Annotated in this window: 12 protein-coding genes and 1 pseudogene; 3 read left to right on the forward strand and 10 right to left on the reverse strand. The window is 73.0% G+C overall.

Translation table 11 applies throughout. From position 1 onward, the window contains the following. Positions 1–28: 28 nt before the first annotated feature. The 5 genes and pseudogenes from IH48_RS0123625 to iolC form a co-directional block, all read right to left on the reverse strand. Positions 29–1540, reverse strand: a complete 1512-nt coding sequence (locus IH48_RS0123625) for a CoA-acylating methylmalonate-semialdehyde dehydrogenase (RefSeq protein ID WP_030908140.1) — start codon at positions 1538–1540, stop codon at positions 29–31. 55 nt (positions 1541–1595) lie between these two features. Next, positions 1596–3545 carry a 3D-(3,5/4)-trihydroxycyclohexane-1,2-dione acylhydrolase (decyclizing) gene (gene iolD, locus IH48_RS0123630; RefSeq protein ID WP_051840446.1) on the reverse strand — a complete coding sequence of 650 codons (1950 nt, stop codon included), beginning with the start codon at positions 3543–3545 and terminating at the stop codon, positions 1596–1598. Further along, positions 3545–4441 (reverse strand): annotated as a pseudogene (gene iolB / locus IH48_RS0123635) (5-deoxy-glucuronate isomerase); the annotation flags it as partial. The gene iolD and the pseudogene iolB, both read right to left, overlap by 1 nt. 382 nt (positions 4442–4823) lie before the next feature. Next, on the reverse strand, positions 4824–5681 hold the full coding sequence (locus IH48_RS0123640) for a Cgl0159 family (beta/alpha)8-fold protein (protein ID WP_030908146.1): 858 nt from the start codon (positions 5679–5681) through the stop codon (positions 4824–4826). Positions 5682–5770: 89 nt separating this feature from the next. Then, entirely contained in the window at positions 5771–6757 is a 987-nt protein-coding gene (gene iolC / locus IH48_RS0123645) for a 5-dehydro-2-deoxygluconokinase (RefSeq protein WP_051840448.1), read from the reverse strand. Positions 6758–6917: 160 nt separating this feature from the next. On the opposite strand from iolC, the gene IH48_RS0123650 reads away from it, so the two are divergent. The 3 genes from IH48_RS0123650 to IH48_RS0123660 all read left to right on the forward strand — a co-directional run bounded on the left by IH48_RS0123650 (position 6918) and on the right by IH48_RS0123660 (position 8664). Further along, positions 6918–7856 (forward strand): sugar phosphate isomerase/epimerase family protein, encoded by a 939-nt coding sequence (locus IH48_RS0123650; protein WP_051840450.1) that lies wholly within the window; start codon positions 6918–6920, stop codon positions 7854–7856. A 320-nt stretch (positions 7857–8176) separates the two neighbouring features. Further along, positions 8177–8374: a helix-turn-helix transcriptional regulator gene (locus tag IH48_RS0123655; RefSeq protein WP_030908155.1), complete on the forward strand. Its 198-nt coding sequence runs from the start codon at positions 8177–8179 to the stop codon at positions 8372–8374. A 71-nt stretch (positions 8375–8445) separates the two neighbouring features. Further along, entirely contained in the window at positions 8446–8664 is a 219-nt protein-coding gene (locus IH48_RS0123660; protein WP_030908157.1) for a heavy-metal-associated domain-containing protein, read from the forward strand. A 476-nt stretch (positions 8665–9140) separates the two neighbouring features. Here the strand turns inward: IH48_RS0123660 and IH48_RS0123665 are convergent, their stop codons facing one another. From IH48_RS0123665 to IH48_RS0123685, 5 genes are all read right to left on the reverse strand, one after another. Further along, positions 9141–10454, reverse strand: a complete 1314-nt coding sequence (locus IH48_RS0123665) for a citrate synthase (RefSeq protein WP_078849974.1) — start codon at positions 10452–10454, stop codon at positions 9141–9143. 165 nt (positions 10455–10619) lie between these two features. After that, positions 10620–12998 carry an ATP-dependent RecD-like DNA helicase gene (locus tag IH48_RS0123670; protein WP_078849975.1) on the reverse strand — a complete coding sequence of 793 codons (2379 nt, stop codon included), beginning with the start codon at positions 12996–12998 and terminating at the stop codon, positions 10620–10622. A 124-nt stretch (positions 12999–13122) separates the two neighbouring features. Then, entirely contained in the window at positions 13123–13920 is a 798-nt protein-coding gene (locus IH48_RS0123675) for a sugar phosphate isomerase/epimerase family protein (protein WP_234434373.1), read from the reverse strand. A gap of 44 nt (positions 13921–13964) precedes the next feature. Then, positions 13965–15146 carry a dihydrodipicolinate synthase family protein gene (locus IH48_RS0123680; protein ID WP_030908169.1) on the reverse strand — a complete coding sequence of 394 codons (1182 nt, stop codon included), beginning with the start codon at positions 15144–15146 and terminating at the stop codon, positions 13965–13967. Further along, complete coding sequence (locus IH48_RS0123685; RefSeq protein ID WP_030908172.1) at positions 15143–16294, reverse strand: Gfo/Idh/MocA family protein; 1152 nt, start codon at positions 16292–16294, stop codon at positions 15143–15145. The genes IH48_RS0123680 and IH48_RS0123685 overlap by 4 nt, the downstream gene beginning before the upstream one ends. Positions 16295–16424: the final 130 nt, after the last annotated feature.

Consider the following 16424-nt stretch of genomic DNA (forward strand, 5'->3'; position numbering starts at 1 on the left):
CAGGCGCGCCGCGCCCGACCGGAGCGCGCTAGTGGCGCTCGCTCGGGAAGCCCAGGTCCACGCCCGCCGGGGTGTCCGCCGGGTCGGGCCAGCGGGTCGTGACGACCTTGCCGCGCGTGTAGAAGCGGACGCCGTCGTTGCCGTAGACGTGGTGGTCCCCGAACAGGGAGTCCTTCCAGCCGCCGAAGGAGTGGTAGCCGACGGGCACGGGGATCGGCACGTTCACGCCGACCATGCCCGCCTCGACCTCCAGCTGGAAGCGGCGGGCCGCGCCGCCGTCGCGCGTGAAGATCGCGGTGCCGTTGCCGTACGGCGAGGCGTTGATCAGGGCCATCGCCTCCTCGTACGTCTCCGTGCGCAGCACGCACAGCACCGGGCCGAAGATCTCGTCCCGGTACGCGTCCGAGTCGGTGGACACCCGGTCGAGCAGCGACAGGCCGATCCAGTGGCCCTGTTCGTGCCCCTCGACGGTGAAGTCCGTGCCGTCGAGCACCACTTCGGCGCCCTGGCCGGCCGCGGAACGCACGTACCACGCTACCTTGTCGCGGTGCGCCCTGGTGATGAGGGGGCCCATCTCCGACGCCGGGTCGTCGCCGGGGCCGATGGTGATCCTTCCGGCGCGCTCGACGATCCTGGACACCAGCTCGTCGCCCGCGGAACCGACCGCGACGACCGCCGAGATGGCCATGCAGCGCTCGCCCGCCGAGCCGTACGCGGCCGAGACCGCCGCGTCGGCGGCCGCGTCGAGGTCGGCGTCCGGCAGGACGAGCATGTGGTTCTTCGCGCCGCCCAGCGCCTGGACGCGCTTGCCCGCGGCCGTCGCCTCGGCGTGGATGTGGCGCGCGATGGGCGTGGAGCCGACGAACGACACCGCCGCCACGTCCGGGTGGACCAGGAGCGCGTCCACCGCCTCGCGGTCGCCGTGCAGGACGTTGAACACGCCGTCGGGCAGGCCGGCCTTTGACGCCAGCTCCGCGAGCAGCACCGGCGCCGAGGGGTCCTTCTCGCTGGGCTTGAGCACGAAGGTGTTGCCGCACGCGATCGCCACCGGGAACATCCACATCGGCACCATCGCCGGGAAGTTGAACGGGGTGATGCCCGCGACCACGCCGAGCGGCTGCCGGATCGAGGACACGTCCACCCGGCTGGAGACCTGCGTCGACAGCTCGCCCTTGAGCGAGTTGGCGATCCCGCAGGCCAGCTCGACGATCTCCAGGCCGCGCGCCACCTCGCCGAGCGCGTCGGAGTGCACCTTGCCGTGCTCGGCGGTGATCAGGGCGGCGATGTCGTCGCGGTGCGCGTCCAGCAGGGCACGGTAGCGGAAGAGGATCGCGGTGCGCTGCGCGAGCGACGTCGTGCGCCAGGTGGCGTACGCGTCCTTCGCGGCGGCGATCGCCGCGTCCACGTCGCCGGCGGCGGCGAAGGCGACGCGCGTGGTGACCTCGCCGGTGGCCGGGTCGGTGACCTCGCCGTAGCGGTCGGGCGCGCCGGCGACACCCGGGACGGACTTGCCACCGATCCAGTGGTTCACGGTCTTCATCGGCGGGATCTCCTTCGCGGTTGCGGCCGCACAGGGCGGTGGCACGGGTCGGGTCTCACAGGTGGCGGCGGCGGTTCGCCCGGTTGCTGTCGTACGCCTCGCGCGCCCGTACGGCGGCCGGGCGGCCCGCCGTCTCCGCCACGGGAACATCCCACCACGCCTGGGCCGGCGGAACGGCGGACACAGTGTCTGCCGTTCCGGTCTCCACGTAGACACATGTGGGGGTGTCGGCCTCCCGCGCGGCCGCCAGTGCTTCGCGCAGGTCGCGTACGGTCTTCGCGCGCAGCACCCGCATGCCGAGCGACGCGGCGTTCGCGGCCAGGTCGACGGGGAGCGGGTCGCCCGTGAAGGCGCCTTCTGCCCGCGCTCCGGCGCGGAAGCGGTACGCCGTGCCGAAGCCCTCCGCGCCGACCGACTCGGACAGGCCGCCGATCGACGCGTACCCGTGGTTCTGCACGACGACCAGCTTCAGCGGCAGCCGCTGCTGCACCGCCGTCACGATCTCCGTGGGGTTCATCAGGTACGTGCCGTCGCCGACGAGCGCCCACACGGGCCGGCCCGGCGACGCCGCCGTCATCACGCCGATCGCCGCGGGGATCTCGTAGCCCATGCAGGAGTAGCCGTACTCCACGTGGTACTGGTCCAGCGACCTGGCCCGCCACAGTTTGTGCAGGTCGCCGGGGAGCGAGCCGGCCGCGTTGATGACGATGTCGTCGGCCGTGACGAGCGCGTCGAGCGCGCCGACGACCTGCCCCTGGGTGGGCACGGCCAGGTCGTCGTCGGCGGCGAACGCCGCGTCCACCCGGGCCTCCCAGCGCCGCTTTCCTTCGGCGTACCCGGCCGCGTACGAGGGGTCGACGCGGTGGCCGCCCGCCGCGGCGATCCCGTCGGTGAGGGCTTCGAGCGCCGTGCGCGCGTCGCCGACCAGCGGGTGCGCGGCCAGCTTGTGCGCGTCGAAGCCGGTCACGTTGATGTTGAGGAAGCGCACGGCCGGGTCGGAGAACAGCGTCGCCGACGCCGTCGAGAAGTCGGACCAGCGCGTGCCGACGCCGATCACCAGGTCGGCGGCGCGCGCGAGTTCGTCGGCCGTCGCCGTGCCCGTGTGCCCGACGCCGCCGACCTCGCAGGGGTGGTCGTACGGCAGCGCGCCCTTGCCCGCCTGGGTGGTCGCGACCGGGATGCCCGTCACGTCGGCGAACGCCGCGAGGGCCGACTCGGCACGGCTGTGGCGCACCCCGCCGCCCGCGACGAGCAGCGGCCGCCGGGCCGCCCGCACGAGACGGACCGCGTCGGCCAGCTCGTCCGGGTCGGGCGCCTGGCGGCGCACGCGCCAGGTGCGCTCGGCGAAGAACTCCGCGGGCCAGTCGTACGCCTCCGCCTGTACGTCCTGCGGGAGCGCGAGTGTGACGGCGCCGGTCTCCGCCGGGTCGGTCAGGACCCGCATGGCGGCGAGCGCGGCGGGGATCAGCGCCTCGGGGCGGGTGACGCGGTCGAAGTACGCGGAGACGGGCCGCAGCGCGTCGTTGACGGAGACGTCGCCCGCGGCGCGCGCTTCGAGCTGCTGCAGCACCGGGTCGGCCGGGCGGGTGGCGAAGGTGTCGCCGGGCAGGAGCAGCACGGGCAGCCGGTTGATCGTCGCGAGCGCCGCGCCCGTGACGAGGTTGGTGGCGCCGGGACCGATGGAGGTGGTCACGGCCTGCGCGGAGAGGCGGCCGCTCTGGCGGGCGTAGCCGACGGCCGCGTGCACCATGGCCTGCTCGTTGCGGCCCTGCACGTACCGCATCGCGCCGCCTGCCTCGACCAGCGCCTGCCCGAGGCCGGCGACGTTGCCGTGGCCGAAGATGCCCCACACGGCGTCGATGAGGCGGTGGCGCTCGCCGTCCCGCTCCGTGAACTGGCGGGCGAGGAAGGCGATCAGCGCCTGCGCGACGGTGAGACGGCGCGTGGGCGCAGGGGCAGGCGCAGGCGGGGGCGGGGGCGGGGGCGTGGGGTCCGGTTCGGGCATCAGGAGCCTCCTCGGCGGCCGGGGGCGCGGTCACGGCCGGCCGCGGCCGCGGCCGTGTACAGGGGCAGGCGCGGGTCGACGGCCTGCGCGGGCCAGGTGTCCCTGACCCAGCGGTGGTCCGGATGGTCGCTGATCAGCCATTCGCGCGTCTCGCCAGGACCCGCCATGACGTTCAGGTAGTACAGGGTGCGCCCGGGCTGCGCGATGGACGGCCCGTGCCAGCCGTCCGGGATGAGCACGGTGTCGCCGCCGCGCACCTCGGCGAGCACATCCGTCCCGCCCTCCCGCGAGGGCGACACGCGGTGGTAGCCGAGGCCGTCGTCCTCGACCTCGAAGTAGTAGATCTCCTCCAGCACGGACTCGGCGCCCGGCCGGTGCTCGTCGTGCTTGTGCGGCGGGTACGAGGACCAGTTGCCGCCGGGCGTCAGCACCTCGACGGCGATGAGCCGGTCACACGCGAACACGTCCGCCGCGGCGAAGTTGTTGACCTGGCGCGAGCAGGTGCCCGCACCGCGCAGCTCCACGGGAACCTCCGGCGCGGGGCCGTAGCGAGCGGGGAGTCGTCGCTCGCACTTCGCTCCTGCCAAAGCGAACCGGCCCCCCGCACCGGAGGCGATCTGGGCGTGCGCGTCGCGCGGGACGTAGGCGAAGTCGGAGACCCCGCGGAACACGTCGTCGCGTCCGTGCAGCGTGAAGGTCTCACCCTCCGTGTGCACCGTACAGCCGCCGGTCAGCGGCAGCACGATCCACTCGCTGCCGCCGGTCGCGAAGGCGTGGCTGCCGCCGGGCGGGAGGTCGAGGACGCGCAGGGAGCAGTACGTCCAACCGGCGCGCTCCGGCCCGATGTCGAGGGCATATGGTCCGGAGGCCGTCTCCCCGGCACGGACGTGAAGCCGCCCGCCGGCGGCCGCCGTCCCGCCTGCCGCCGGGGCTCGCCCGTCCGGCGCCGTGGTGCCCGCGTCCCGTGTGGCGCCGCCCGCCGGTCCCGACTCGCGACCGCCCGCGGGGCCTGCGCCACGGACCCCTGCCGGGTCGGTGCCACGGCCCCCAGCGGCCGCCGTGCCGCACGCCGCCTGGCCACGCGCGGGGGCCGGGTCGCGACCGGCCGCAGGGCCATCGGCCAGAGAGGCCGGGCGGCCCGCGGCGGGGCCGCCCTCAGGGGCGGCGTCGCGAGCGTGCGTCCGCGCCGGGTCGTCGTCCCGGGCGGCGGCCCCGCGCCGCGCCGCCCGCCGTTCCTCTGCCGCCATGTCTGCCTCCTACCCGTACCCCGTGTGCCCCTCACAGCAGCCCGACGGCCGTGTCGACCGCCTTCGCGACGTCGCCGTCCGCCGGGTACAGCAGCGACCTGCCGGCCACCAGGCCCTGCACCGTGGGCAGTCGCAGCGCGCCACGCCACTTCTCGTACGTGCCCTCCTGGTCGTCGCCGACCTCCCCGCCGAGGAGGACGGCGGGGAGCGTGGAGGCCGCCATGACGCGGGCCATCTCCTCCGGGTCCCGCGTGACGGGGACCTTCAGCCAGGTGTACGCCGACGTCCCGCCGAGCCCGGACGCGATGGTGATGGACCGGACGACGGCCGCCGCGCTCAGGTCGCTGCGCAGCCGTCCGTCGGCCTCCCTGCGGCAGATGAACGGCTCGACGAAGACGGGGAGCCGGTGGGCGGCCATGGCGTCCACGGCGCGTGCCGCGGACAGCAGGGTGGCGGCCGAGCCGGGCCCGGGATCGGCGTAGTCGACGCGCAGCAGCAGCTTGCCCGCGTCGAACGAGGCGGCCGCCAGGTCCTGGGCCCGGTAGCCGGTGAAGCGGTCGTCGGTCTCGAAGGCGGCGCCCGCGAGGCCGCCGCGGTTCATGGAGCCGACGACGACCTTGTCCTCAAGCGCGCCGAGCAGGAGGAGGTCCTCCAGCACGTCGGCCGTCCCGAGCACCCCGTCCACGCCCGGCCTGGACAGCGCGAGGCACAGGCGCTCGAGCAGGTCGGCGCGGTCGGCCATGGCGAGCGGGTCGGCGCCGACGCGGAGCGCACCGCGTGCGGGGTGGTCGGCAGCGATGATCATGAGCCGTCCCGAGTCGCCGAGCAGCGGCCTGCGCCGCCGGCGCGCCGCGGCCTCGGCGACGGCCCCCGGCCGGCGGGCCCGCAGCCGAGCGAGGGCCGCGACGTCGACGTGGCCCGGCGGAAGCCGGGAGGGGCCGGGCGCGCCCCAGGCGCCGGGCGGGCCTGGCACGTTGCTCACCGGGGGTCCCCCGGCCCGGGTGCCCGCTCGGGCGGGATCGTGCCGCCCTCGGCGACCCGCGCGACCTCGTCCGCGTACGGCATCGCCGACGAGCAGGCGAGGCGTGAGGCGACGATGGCGCCCGCCGCGTTCGCCGCGCGCACCGTGCGCTCCAGCGGCAGTCCCGCGAGCAGCCCGTGGCAGAGCGCACCGCCGAACGCGTCGCCCGCGCCGAGCCCGTTGACGACGTCGACGGGGACGGGCGGCGCCTGGGCCGTCGTGCCGTCGCGGTGGACCGCGAGCACGCCCGCGGGCCCCTGCTTGACGACCGCGAGCTCGGGGCCCGCGGCGAGCAGCGCCCGCGCGGCCGCATGCGGGTCGCGCACGCCGACCGCCGTCTCGCACTCGTCGAGGTTGCCCACCGCGACCGTCGCGTGCCGCAATGCCGCCGCGTACGCCTCGCGGGGGTCGTCCTCCCAGAACATCGGCCGCCAGTCGAGGTCGAAGACCGTGGTACCGCGGCGCGCGCGTTCCCGCAGCGCCGTCAGCGTGGCGGTGCGGCTCGGCTCGGCGCACAGGCCCGTGCCCGTCATCCAGAAGACGCGGGCCGCTCTGATCGCGTCGAGGTCCAGCTCGTGCGGGTGAATCTCCAGGTCGGGCGCCTTGGGCCTGCGGTAGAAGTACAGCGGGAAGTCGTCGGGCGGGAACAGCTCGCAGAAGGTGATGGGCGTCTGGTAGCGCTCGACGGGGCTCACCCAGCGGTCGTCGACGCCGAACTCGCGCAGCTGCCTGTGCAGGTACCCGCCGAACGGGTCGGCCCCCGTACGGGTGACGACGGCGGTGCGCAGGCCGAGGCGGGCCGCGGCCACCGCCACGTTCGCCGCCGACCCGCCGAGGAACCTGGCGAAGCCGTCGACCTCGTCGAGCGGCACGCCCGTGCGCAGCGGGTAGAGGTCGACGCCGATCCTGCCCATCGTGATCACGTCGTACGGCCCGGGAGCCATGGGCGCCGCCCCTCTGCGTCGGAATCGGGCCTGTTCGCGCGGGCGGCGGCCCGCGGCGGCCGGAACCTGTCTACTGCCCCTCCCGGACCCTGTCAACGTTATGTCCGGACATTCGGACGTAGCCTTGACAGCGCTTCCCGGCGGCCCGAGGCTGGCGGTCATGGCCCTCTCCGTGCCCCCGTCGCCGTCGCCGCGCCCGTCGTCGCCGTCGCCGCGCATCCGGATCGGTTCGGCCCCCGACTCGTGGGGCGTGTGGTTCCCCGACGACCCCCGCCAGGTGGACTGGCGGCGCTTCCTCGACGAGGTCGCGCAGGCCGGTTACGAGTGGATCGAGCTCGGCCCGTACGGCTACCTGCCGAGCGACCCCGCGCGCCTCGCGCGGGAGACGGCCCGCCGCGGTCTGCGCGTCTCGGCGGGGACGGTCTTCACGGGGCTGCACCACGGCCCGGGCGTGTGGGAGGAGACCTGGGAGCATGTGGCCTCCATCGCGGAGCTGACGCGCGCGACGGGCGCCGAACACCTCGTGGTCATCCCCGCGTTCTGGCGTGACGACAAGAGCGGCGAGGTGCTGGAGGACTCCACGCTCACGGCCGGGCAGTGGCGGGACCTGACGTCGCTGACGGAACGCCTCGGCCGCGAGGTACGGGAGCGTTTCGGCCTGAAGATCGTCGTACACCCGCACGCGGACACGCACATCGACAACGCCGAGCACGTCGCGCGCTTCCTCGACGCCACCGACCCGGCGGCAGTCTCCCTCTGCCTCGACACCGGGCACTACGCGTACTGCGGCGGCGACAGCGTCGAGCTGATCGAGACGTACGGCGAGCGGATCGGCTACCTGCACCTCAAGCAGGTCGACCCGCGCGTCCTGGCGGACGTCGTCACCGAGGAGCTGCCGTTCGGGCCCGCCGTCGCGCGCGGCGTGATGTGCGAGCCGCCCGCGGGGGTGCCGGACCTGGAGCCGGTGCTCGCGGCGGCGGCCCGGCTCGGCGTCGACCTCTTCGCGATCGTCGAGCAGGACATGTACCCCTGCCCGCCGGACCGTCCGCTGCCGATCGCCCGGCGCACGCGCCACTTCCTGCGCGGCTGCGGGGTCTGAGCGCGCGCACGCCGAGCGCCGGCGGATGCGCCCTCGCGGACGCGCCCTCGCGGATGCGCCCTCGGGGGACGCACCCAGTCAACGCCTCGCGCCGGCGCGCCACTTCCACGAATGACGTTTCGCCGCAAGTGTTGACGCACACCCCAGAGAACCGTTTCTGTCACAAAAGTCGATCATTGGTCACGGATATCTCCGTTGTACGGGTTTCGGGCCACAGGCGCGCGACAGGCGTCGACACCTCCTCACACCGAGTCGCTGAATGGACACAGGCTCGGCGGTGATCCATCAGCCGCTCGCGCCACAGGGAGGCACGCACACCCATGACCGACACCAGGCTCTGGTCCTACAAGGAGATCGCCGCGCACATCCGGGTCCAGCCCGACACCGTCCGCTCGTACCGCAAGCACGGGCTGCTGCCCGCGCCCGACCACGTCGAGAACGGCAAGCCCTACTGGTACGCGGACACCATCCGCACGTGGGTCGCGAACCGGCCGGGCAACAGGGGGCGACGGGGGTGAGCCGCCGCTTCATACCCCCTGGGGGTAGGGTGGGCGATGCAATGCCACCCACGTCCGACGAGGAGGACGCAATGAGCAACGTCACCACCGTGTACCAGGTCACCGGCATGAGCTGCGGCCACTGCGAGGGGGCCGTCGCCGGCGAGATCTCCGGCATCCAGGGTGTCGTCTCCGTCCAGGCCGCGGCCGACAGCGGCCGGGTGACGGTGGAGTCCGAGGCCCCGCTCGACGAGAGCGCCGTGCGAGCGGCGGTCGACGAGGCGGGCTACGAACTCGCCGGACAGGCCTGAGCGCGGCACTCCCCCACCCCCGCCAGGGCGGCTGACCAGTTTTTTACGGTTGCCCGTCCTTCACAGGGGCCACGAGTCCTTCACAGCGAGAGCTAGATCACATAGATTTATGGGTAACCATCCGGGCAGCTCGTGTGTCATAGAGGACGATGCCAGAGAACGTCTTGGGGGACGTTCACGAGATGTCTTGGGGGACATCTCGGGCAAGCGATTGGCCGGGGCACGTGCATCGGGGAGCTTGAGCGGCCCTCCCGTACGTACCCCGGTCGAACCGCACCGGTAACCGCCGCTGGTTACGGCAGACGCCCGGCCCGGATCCCGTGGGGGGAATCCGCTCCGGGGATACGGAAAGCGCCCCGACTACCGACCCGTGGGGGGATCGGTGGCGGGGCGCTTTTCGCATGGTGCCTACGGCGTGGCACGTGCGGCGCGGCGCACGAGCGGGCGGCGGGGCGCCACCCGGTGGGGCGACCGCGTCAGCGGGCCTCGACCGGGACGAAGTCGCGCTGGACCTCGCCCGTGTAGATCTGGCGCGGACGGCCGATGCGGGAGCCGGGCTCCTTGATCATCTCGGTCCACTGGGCGATCCAGCCGGGCAGCCGGCCGATCGCGAACAGCACGGTGAACATCTCGGTCGGGAAGCCCATGGCGCGGTAGATCAGGCCCGTGTAGAAGTCCACGTTCGGGTAGAGCTTCCGCTCGACGAAGTAGTCGTCGGCGAGCGCGTGCTCCTCCAGCTTGAGCGCGATGTCGAGCAGCTCGTCCGACTTGCCGAGGGCCGAGAGGACATCGTGCGCCGCCGCCTTGATGATCTTCGCCCGGGGGTCGAAGTTCTTGTAGACGCGGTGGCCGAAGCCCATCAGCTTGACGCCGTCCTCCTTGTTCTTCACCTTGCGGATGAAGGTGTCGACGTCGCTGCCGCCGGCCTGGATGCCTTCCAGCATCTCCAGCACGGACGCGTTGGCGCCGCCGTGCAGGGGGCCCCAGAGGGCGTTGATGCCGGCGGAGATCGAGGCGAACATGTTCGCCTGCGAGGAGCCGACGAGGCGCACGGTGGAGGTCGAGCAGTTCTGCTCGTGGTCCGCGTGCAGGATGAACAGCTTCTCAAGCGCCGCGACGACGACCGGGTCGAGGTCGTAATCCTGGGCCGGCACGGAGAACGTCATCCGCAGGAAGTTCTCGACGTAGCCGAGGTCGTTGCGCGGGTAGACGGTGGGGTGGCCGACCGACTTCTTGTAGGCGTACGCGGCGATCGTCGGCAGCTTGGCGAGCAGCCGGATCGTCGACAGGTCGCGCTGGCGCTGGTCGAACGGGTTGTGGCTGTCCTGGTAGAACGTCGACAGCGCGCTGACCACGGAGGACAGCATCGCCATCGGGTGGGCGTCCTTCGGGAAGCCGTCGTAGAACCGCTTGACGTCCTCGTGGAGCAGCGTGTGCCGGGTGATCTCGCTCTTGAACGTGGAGAGCTGGTCGACGGTGGGCAGCTCGCCGTTGATCAGCAGGTACGCCACCTCGACGAAGCTGGACCGCTCGGCCAGCTGCTCGATGGGATAGCCGCGGTAGCGCAGGATGCCCTGCTCGCCGTCCAGATAGGTGATCGCCGACTGGTAGGCGGCGGTATTGCCGTAGCCGCTGTCCAGGGTCACGAGACCGGTCTGATTGCGGAGCTTGCCGATGTCGAAGCCAGTGTCACCGACGGTGCTCTCGACCACCGGGTAGGTGTACTCGCCATCGCCGTACCGCAGTACTACCGCGTCGTTGTCGCGTTTCTCGCTCACGTCATCCCTCACCGACGTAGTGCCTCTTCTTCGAGGTGCCCTGATGTCCCTACCATCCCCCATTTGGCGCAGGAAGGTGCACTCGGGGTCGACCATTGGGCTCATTGGCGGCACTGAGTGCCGCCAACTTCCTCATCCTGCCCCCTTCGCCCCGGTTCCGAAAGCCCTACGTGATGTTTACGACCCCGCGCGACCCGAGAGGCCGAGCGCGAGCCGGTGGTCGAGCGCCGTGTACCTGCGCCCCGCCGACACCGCGCGCACCGCCTGGCCTATCGCCTGACGGGACCCGACGAGCACGACCAGCTTCTTGGCGCGCGTGACCGCCGTGTAGAGCAGGTTGCGCTGGAGCATCATCCAGGCACTCTTCGTGACGGGCACGACCACGGCCGGGTACTCGCTGCCCTGCGAGCGGTGGATGGTGACGGCGTACGCGTGGGACAGCTCGTCCAGCTCGTCGAAGTCGTACGGCACTTCCTCGTCCTCGTCCGTGAGGACCGTCAGCCGCTGCTCGTCCTGGTCGATGGCCGTGACGACGCCGACCGTGCCGTTGAAGACGCCGTTCTCCCCCTTCTCGTAGTTGTTCCTGATCTGCGTGACCTTGTCGCCGACGCGGAAGACCCGGCCGCCCACCCGCCTCTCCGGCAGGCCGGGCCTCGCCGGCGTGATGGCCTGCTGGAGCAGGCCGTTGAGCACGCCCGCGCCGGCCGGGCCGCGGTGCATGGGCGCGAGCACCTGCACGTCCCTGCGCGGGTCGAGGCCGAACTTGGCGGGGAGCCTGCGCGCCGCCACGTCCACCGCGAGGCGGCCGGCCTCCTCAGTCTCGTCGGCCACGAACAGGAAGAAGTCCGAAAGGCCCTGCGTCACGGGCGGCACGCCCGAGTTGATCCGGTGCGCGTTGGTGACGACACCGGACAGGCGGGCCTGCCGGAAGATGCGGGTGAGCCGCACGCGCGGCACCGGGCCGCCCTCGGCGAGCAGATCGCGCAGCACCTCCCCCGCGCCGACGGACGGCAGCTGGTCCACGTCCCCGACGAGCAGCAGGTGCGCGCCCTGGGCGACCGCCTTGACCAGCTTGTTGGCCAGCAGCAGGTCGAGCATCGACGCCTCGTCGACCACGACGAGGTCGGCGTCGAGCGGGCGGTCCGCGTCGTACGCAGCGTCCCCGCCGGGCTTGAGTTCGAGCAGCCGGTGGATCGTGGACGCCTCGGAGCCCGTCAGCTCGGTCAGCCGCTTCGCCGCGCGGCCGGTCGGCGCGGCGAGCACCACCTTCGCCTTCCTGGCGCGCGCCAGTTCGACGATCGAGCGGACCGTGAACGACTTGCCGCAGCCGGGGCCGCCGGTGAGCACCGCGACCTTCTCCGTGAGCGCGAGCCGGACCGCCTGCTCCTGCTCGGGCGCGAGGGACGCGCCGGTGCGCCGGGCGAGCCAGCCCAGCGCCCTGTCCCAGTCGACGCCGCGGAAGGACGCCATGCGGTCCTCGTCGGTGCGCAGCAGCCGGCGCACGCGTGACGCCAATGACAGCTCGGCGCGGTGGAACGGCACCAGGTAGACCGCCGTGACCGGCTCCCCCTCGGGCCCCGGTACCGTCTCCCGCACGACGCCCTCCTCCTCGTCGGCGGCGAGCTCGGCGAGGCACTCGATGACGAGGCCCGTGTCGACCTGGAGCAGCTTGACGCCGTCGGCGATGAGCTGGTCCTCGGGCAGGAAGCAGTGGCCCTGGTCCGTCGACTGCGACAGCGCGTACTGGAGGCCCGCCCTGACGCGCTCAGGGCTGTCGTGCGGGATGCCGACGGACTGGGCGATCTTGTCGGCGGTGAGGAAGCCGATGCCCCAGACGTCGGCGGCGAGGCGGTAGGGCTCGTTCCTGACGACACCGATCGACGCGTCCCCGTACTTCTTGTAGATGCGCACGGCGATGGACGTGGAGACGCCGACGCCCTGGAGGAAGACCATGACCTCCTTGATGGCCTTCTGCTCCTCCCACGCGGCGGCGATCTTGGCCGTGCGCTTGGGTCCGAGCCCGGGCACCTCGACGAGCCGCTTCGGCTCCTGCTCGATGACGTCGAGGGTGTCGAGGCCGAAGTGCGTCACGATCCGGTCGGCGAAGACCGGACCGATGCCCTTGACCAGGCCCGAGCCCAGGTAGCGCCGAATCCCCTGGATCGTCGCCGGGAGGGTGACCCGGTAGTTCTCGACGGTGAACTGCTTGCCGTACTGCGGGTGGGAGCCCCAACGCCCCTCCATGCGCAGCGACTCGCCCGGCTGGGCCCCGAGCAGCGACCCGACGACGGTCAGCAGGTCGCCGCCGCGGCCGGTGTCGACGCGCGCGACCGTGTAGCCCGTCTCCTCGTTGGCGTACGTGACCCGTTCGAGCACGGCTTCGAGCACCGCGAGCGAGCGCGTCTCGGCGGGCCGCTGAGAGGCCCGCTGCGGTGGCGTGGCCTGCTGAGGCGCGGGCCGAGTGGGCGCCACCCGCTGGGTGGCTGCCTGCTCGGTTGCCGTCTGCGGGTGCACCGCCCCGTGGGGTGTGGCCGGTTGTGGCGTGCGGCTGGACATGCTCCGACGCTACCGCCGACCGGCGGCAACCCGTCCAGGCCCTGTGGACAACCCGCCGCCTGTGGACAACCGGGCCACCCGGCCGAGTGGCGGCCCGGCCGAGTGGCGACCCCGCCGGGCGGCGCTACAGGGCGTGGCGCACGTAGCGCTCCGCCACGTCCCGCAGCAGTTCCTCGCCGTCGCGCGCCCACAGCCGGTCGTTGAACAGCTCCACCTCGATCGGCCCGGTGTAGCCGGCCGCGTCCACACGCTCGCGCCACTGCCTCAGGTCCACCGAGCCGTCGCCGATGAGGCCGCGCCCGTTGAGCACGCCCTCCGGCAACGGGGTCTCCCAGTCGGCGAGTTGGAACGAGTGGATCCTGCCCTGCGCGCCCGCGCGCGCCGCCGCGTCCGGCGCACGCTCGTCCCACCAGATGTGGTACGTGTCGACGACCACCCCGACCTGCCCGGCGGGGAACCGCTCGGCCAGTTCAAGCGCCTGGTCCAGGGTGGAGACGACGCACCGGTCGGAGGCGAACATCGGGTGCAGCGGCTCGACCGCGAGCCGCACCCCGCGCGCCCCCGCGTACGGCGCGAGCTCGCCGAGCGCCCGCGCCACCCGCTCGCGGGCCGCCGGCAGGTCCTTCGAACCGGCGGGGAGCCCGCCGGACACCATCACCAGGGTGTCGGTCCCGAGCGCCACGCACTCGTCGATCGCCGCCCTGTTGTCGGCGAGTGCCGACGCGCGCGCCTCCGGCTCGCCGGCCGTGAGGAAACCGCCCCTGCACAGGGTGGTGACGCGCAGCCCGGCGTCCCGTACGAGCCGCGCCGCGGCCTCGACGCCGTACGCACGCACCGGCTCGCGCCACAGGCCGACGCCGGGGATGCCGAACCGGGCGCACGCCGAGACGAGCTCGGGCAGGGAGAGCTGTTTCACCGTCATCTGGTTGATGCTGAAGCGGCTCAGGTCGCCGCTCACGCGCCCGCTCATCGCGCCACCCCGTACACGTGCAGCAGGCTGCGCATGCGGTCCGCCGCCAGGGCGGGGTCCGGGAACAGGCCGAGCGTGTCGGCGAGTTCGTAGGCGCGCGCGAGGTGCGGCAGCGAACGCGCCGCCTGCTGGTGGCCTGCCATGGCGAAGTGGTCCTGGTGGCCCGCCAGCCAGGCCAGCAGGACGACCCCGGTCTTGTAGAAGCGCGTCGGGGCCTCGAACAGGTGCCGCGACAGCTCGACGCTGGGATCGAGGAGCGCCCTGAAGCCCGCCACGTCACCCGTGTCGAGAACGCGCAGCGCGGCGGACGCGAGCGGTGCGAGCGGGTCGAAGACGCCGAGCAGCGCGTGGCTGAAGCCGTGCGCGTCGCCCGCGACGAGCCGCGGATAGTTGAAGTCGTCGCCCGTGTAGCAGCGCACGCCCTCCGGCAGGCGTCGGCGCACGTCGATCTCGCGCTCCGCGTCGAGCAGCGAGATCTTGATGCCGTCGACCTTGTCCGGACGGTCCGCGATGACCTGGAGGAACGTGGCCGTCGCCGCGTCGAGGTCGGTGCTGCCCCAGTAGCCGTCGAGCGCGGGGTCGAACATCGGGCCGAGCCAGTGCAGGATCACCGGCTCGCGCGCCTGCCGCAGCAGCTCCGCGTACGTCTTCAGGTACGCGTCGGGGCCGTCGGCCGCCGCGGCGAGCGCGCGCGACGCCATCAGGATCGCCTGGGCGCCGGTGTCCTCGACGAGCGCGAGCTGCTCCTCGTAGGCGGCCAGCACCTCGGCAGCGGTGTGCGCTCCCGCGGCCAGCTGGTCGGTGCCCACGCCGCACGCGATGCGTCCGCCCACGGCCCTGGCCTCGGCGGCCGACCTGCGGATCAGCTCGGCGGCGCCCGCCCAGTCGAGCCCCATGCCGCGCTGCGCGGTGTCCATGGCCTCCGCCACGCCGAGGCCCTGCGCCCACAGGTGGCGGCGGAAGGCGAGTGTCGCGTCCCAGTCGAGCGCGGCGGGCGCGTCGGGCGTGGTGTCGGCGTACGGGTCCGCGACGACGTGCGCCGCCGCGAAGACCGTGCGTGAGGTGGCGGGGGCGCCGTCAGCGGACGCGAGGAAGGCCGCGGGCTCGGCGCGCGGGGTGTACGCGCGGACGGAGCCGCGCGCGTCGGGCAGGCCGAGCGGGGCGGGTGCGCGGGTCACAGCGTCAGCTCCGGAACGTCGAGGCGGCGGCCCTGCGCGTGCGACCTGAGGCCGAGCTCGGCGAGTTGCACGCCGCGCGCGCCCGCCAGCAGGTCCCAGGCGAACGGCTCGTCGAGGGCGACGTGGCGCAGGAACAGCTCCCACTCGGCCTTGAAGCCGTTGTCGAACGCGGCGTTGTCCGGCACGTCCTGCCACTGCTCGCGGAAGGCGTAGGTCGCGGGCAGGTCCGGGTTCCACACCGGCTTGGGCGTGGCGCTCCTGTGCTGCGCGCGGCACTCGCGCAGCCCGGCGACGGCCGACCCGTGCGTGCCGTCGACCTGGAACTCTACGAGCTCGTCGCGGTTGACCCGCACCGCCCAGGAGGAGTTGATCTGGGCGACCGCGCCGCCCTCCAGCTGGAAGATGCCGTACGCGGCGTCGTCGGCGGTCGCCTCGTACGGCTCGCCGTGTTCGTCCCAGCGCCGCGGCACGTGCGTGGTGACGTACGCCTGGACGGCCGTGACGCGCCCGAACAGCTCGTGCAGCACGTACTCCCAGTGCGGGAACATGTCGACGGTGATGCCGCCGCCGTCCTGCGCGCGGTAGTTCCACGACGGGCGCTGGGCGTCCTGCCAGTCGCCCTCGAAGACCCAGTAGCCGAACTCGCCCCTGATGGACAGGATCCGGCCGAAGAAGCCGCCGTCGATGAGGCGCTTGAGCTTCAGCAGCCCCGGAAGGAAGATCTTGTCCTGGACGACGCCGTGCTTGACGCCCGCGGCGTCGGCGAGGCGGGCCAGGTCGAGGGCTCCGTCGAGGTCCGTCGCGGTGGGCTTCTCCAGGTACAGGTGCTTGCCCGCGGCGATCGCCTTCTTGACGGCCTCGACGCGCGCGGACGTGACCTGGGCGTCGAAGTAGACGTCCACGGTGGCGTCGGCGAGTACCGCGTCCAGGTCGGTCGACCACTCCGCGAGGCCGTGACGCTCCGCGATCTCCCGCAGCGCGTGCTCGCGCCGCCCGACGAGCACGGGCTCGGGCCACAGGGTGTCGCCACCGCCGAGGTCGAGTCCGCCCTGCTCCCGGATGGCGAGCACGGAGCGCAGCAGGTGCTGCCGGTACCCCATCCGGCCCGTGACGCCGTTCATGGCGATCCGGACTGTTCTGCGTGCCACGAAGTTCCCTCCATACAGCCCTAGCAAGCGCTTTCTACGGCTATGAAGCTAACCTGCGACGCGTGGCCGGACAAGACCGGGGCCGTGAACGGCCGGGATCAGCGACGCCGGCGCACTCGCACGACCACGC

Source organism: Streptomyces sp. NRRL F-5126 (genome assembly GCF_000721265.1).
In the GTDB taxonomy this organism is placed as follows: domain Bacteria; phylum Actinomycetota; class Actinomycetes; order Streptomycetales; family Streptomycetaceae; genus Streptomyces.

Bases quoted from the DNA above. Each gene is read 5' to 3' on its own strand.
- IH48_RS0123625 (WP_030908140.1), bottom strand. From the start codon at position 1,540: ATGAAGACCGTGAACCACTGGATCGGTGGCAAGTCCGTCCCGGGTGTC.
- iolD (WP_051840446.1), bottom strand. From the start codon at position 3,545: ATGCCCGAACCGGACCCCACGCCCCCGCCCCCGCCCCCGCCTGCGCCT.
- iolC (WP_051840448.1), bottom strand. From the start codon at position 6,757: ATGGCTCCCGGGCCGTACGACGTGATCACGATGGGCAGGATCGGCGTC.
- IH48_RS0123650 (WP_051840450.1), top strand. From the start codon at position 6,918: ATGGCCCTCTCCGTGCCCCCGTCGCCGTCGCCGCGCCCGTCGTCGCCG.
- IH48_RS0123655 (WP_030908155.1), top strand. From the start codon at position 8,177: ATGACCGACACCAGGCTCTGGTCCTACAAGGAGATCGCCGCGCACATC.
- IH48_RS0123660 (WP_030908157.1), top strand. From the start codon at position 8,446: ATGAGCAACGTCACCACCGTGTACCAGGTCACCGGCATGAGCTGCGGC.
- IH48_RS0123670 (WP_078849975.1), bottom strand. From the start codon at position 12,998: ATGTCCAGCCGCACGCCACAACCGGCCACACCCCACGGGGCGGTGCAC.
- IH48_RS0123675 (WP_234434373.1), bottom strand. From the start codon at position 13,920: ATGACGGTGAAACAGCTCTCCCTGCCCGAGCTCGTCTCGGCGTGCGCC.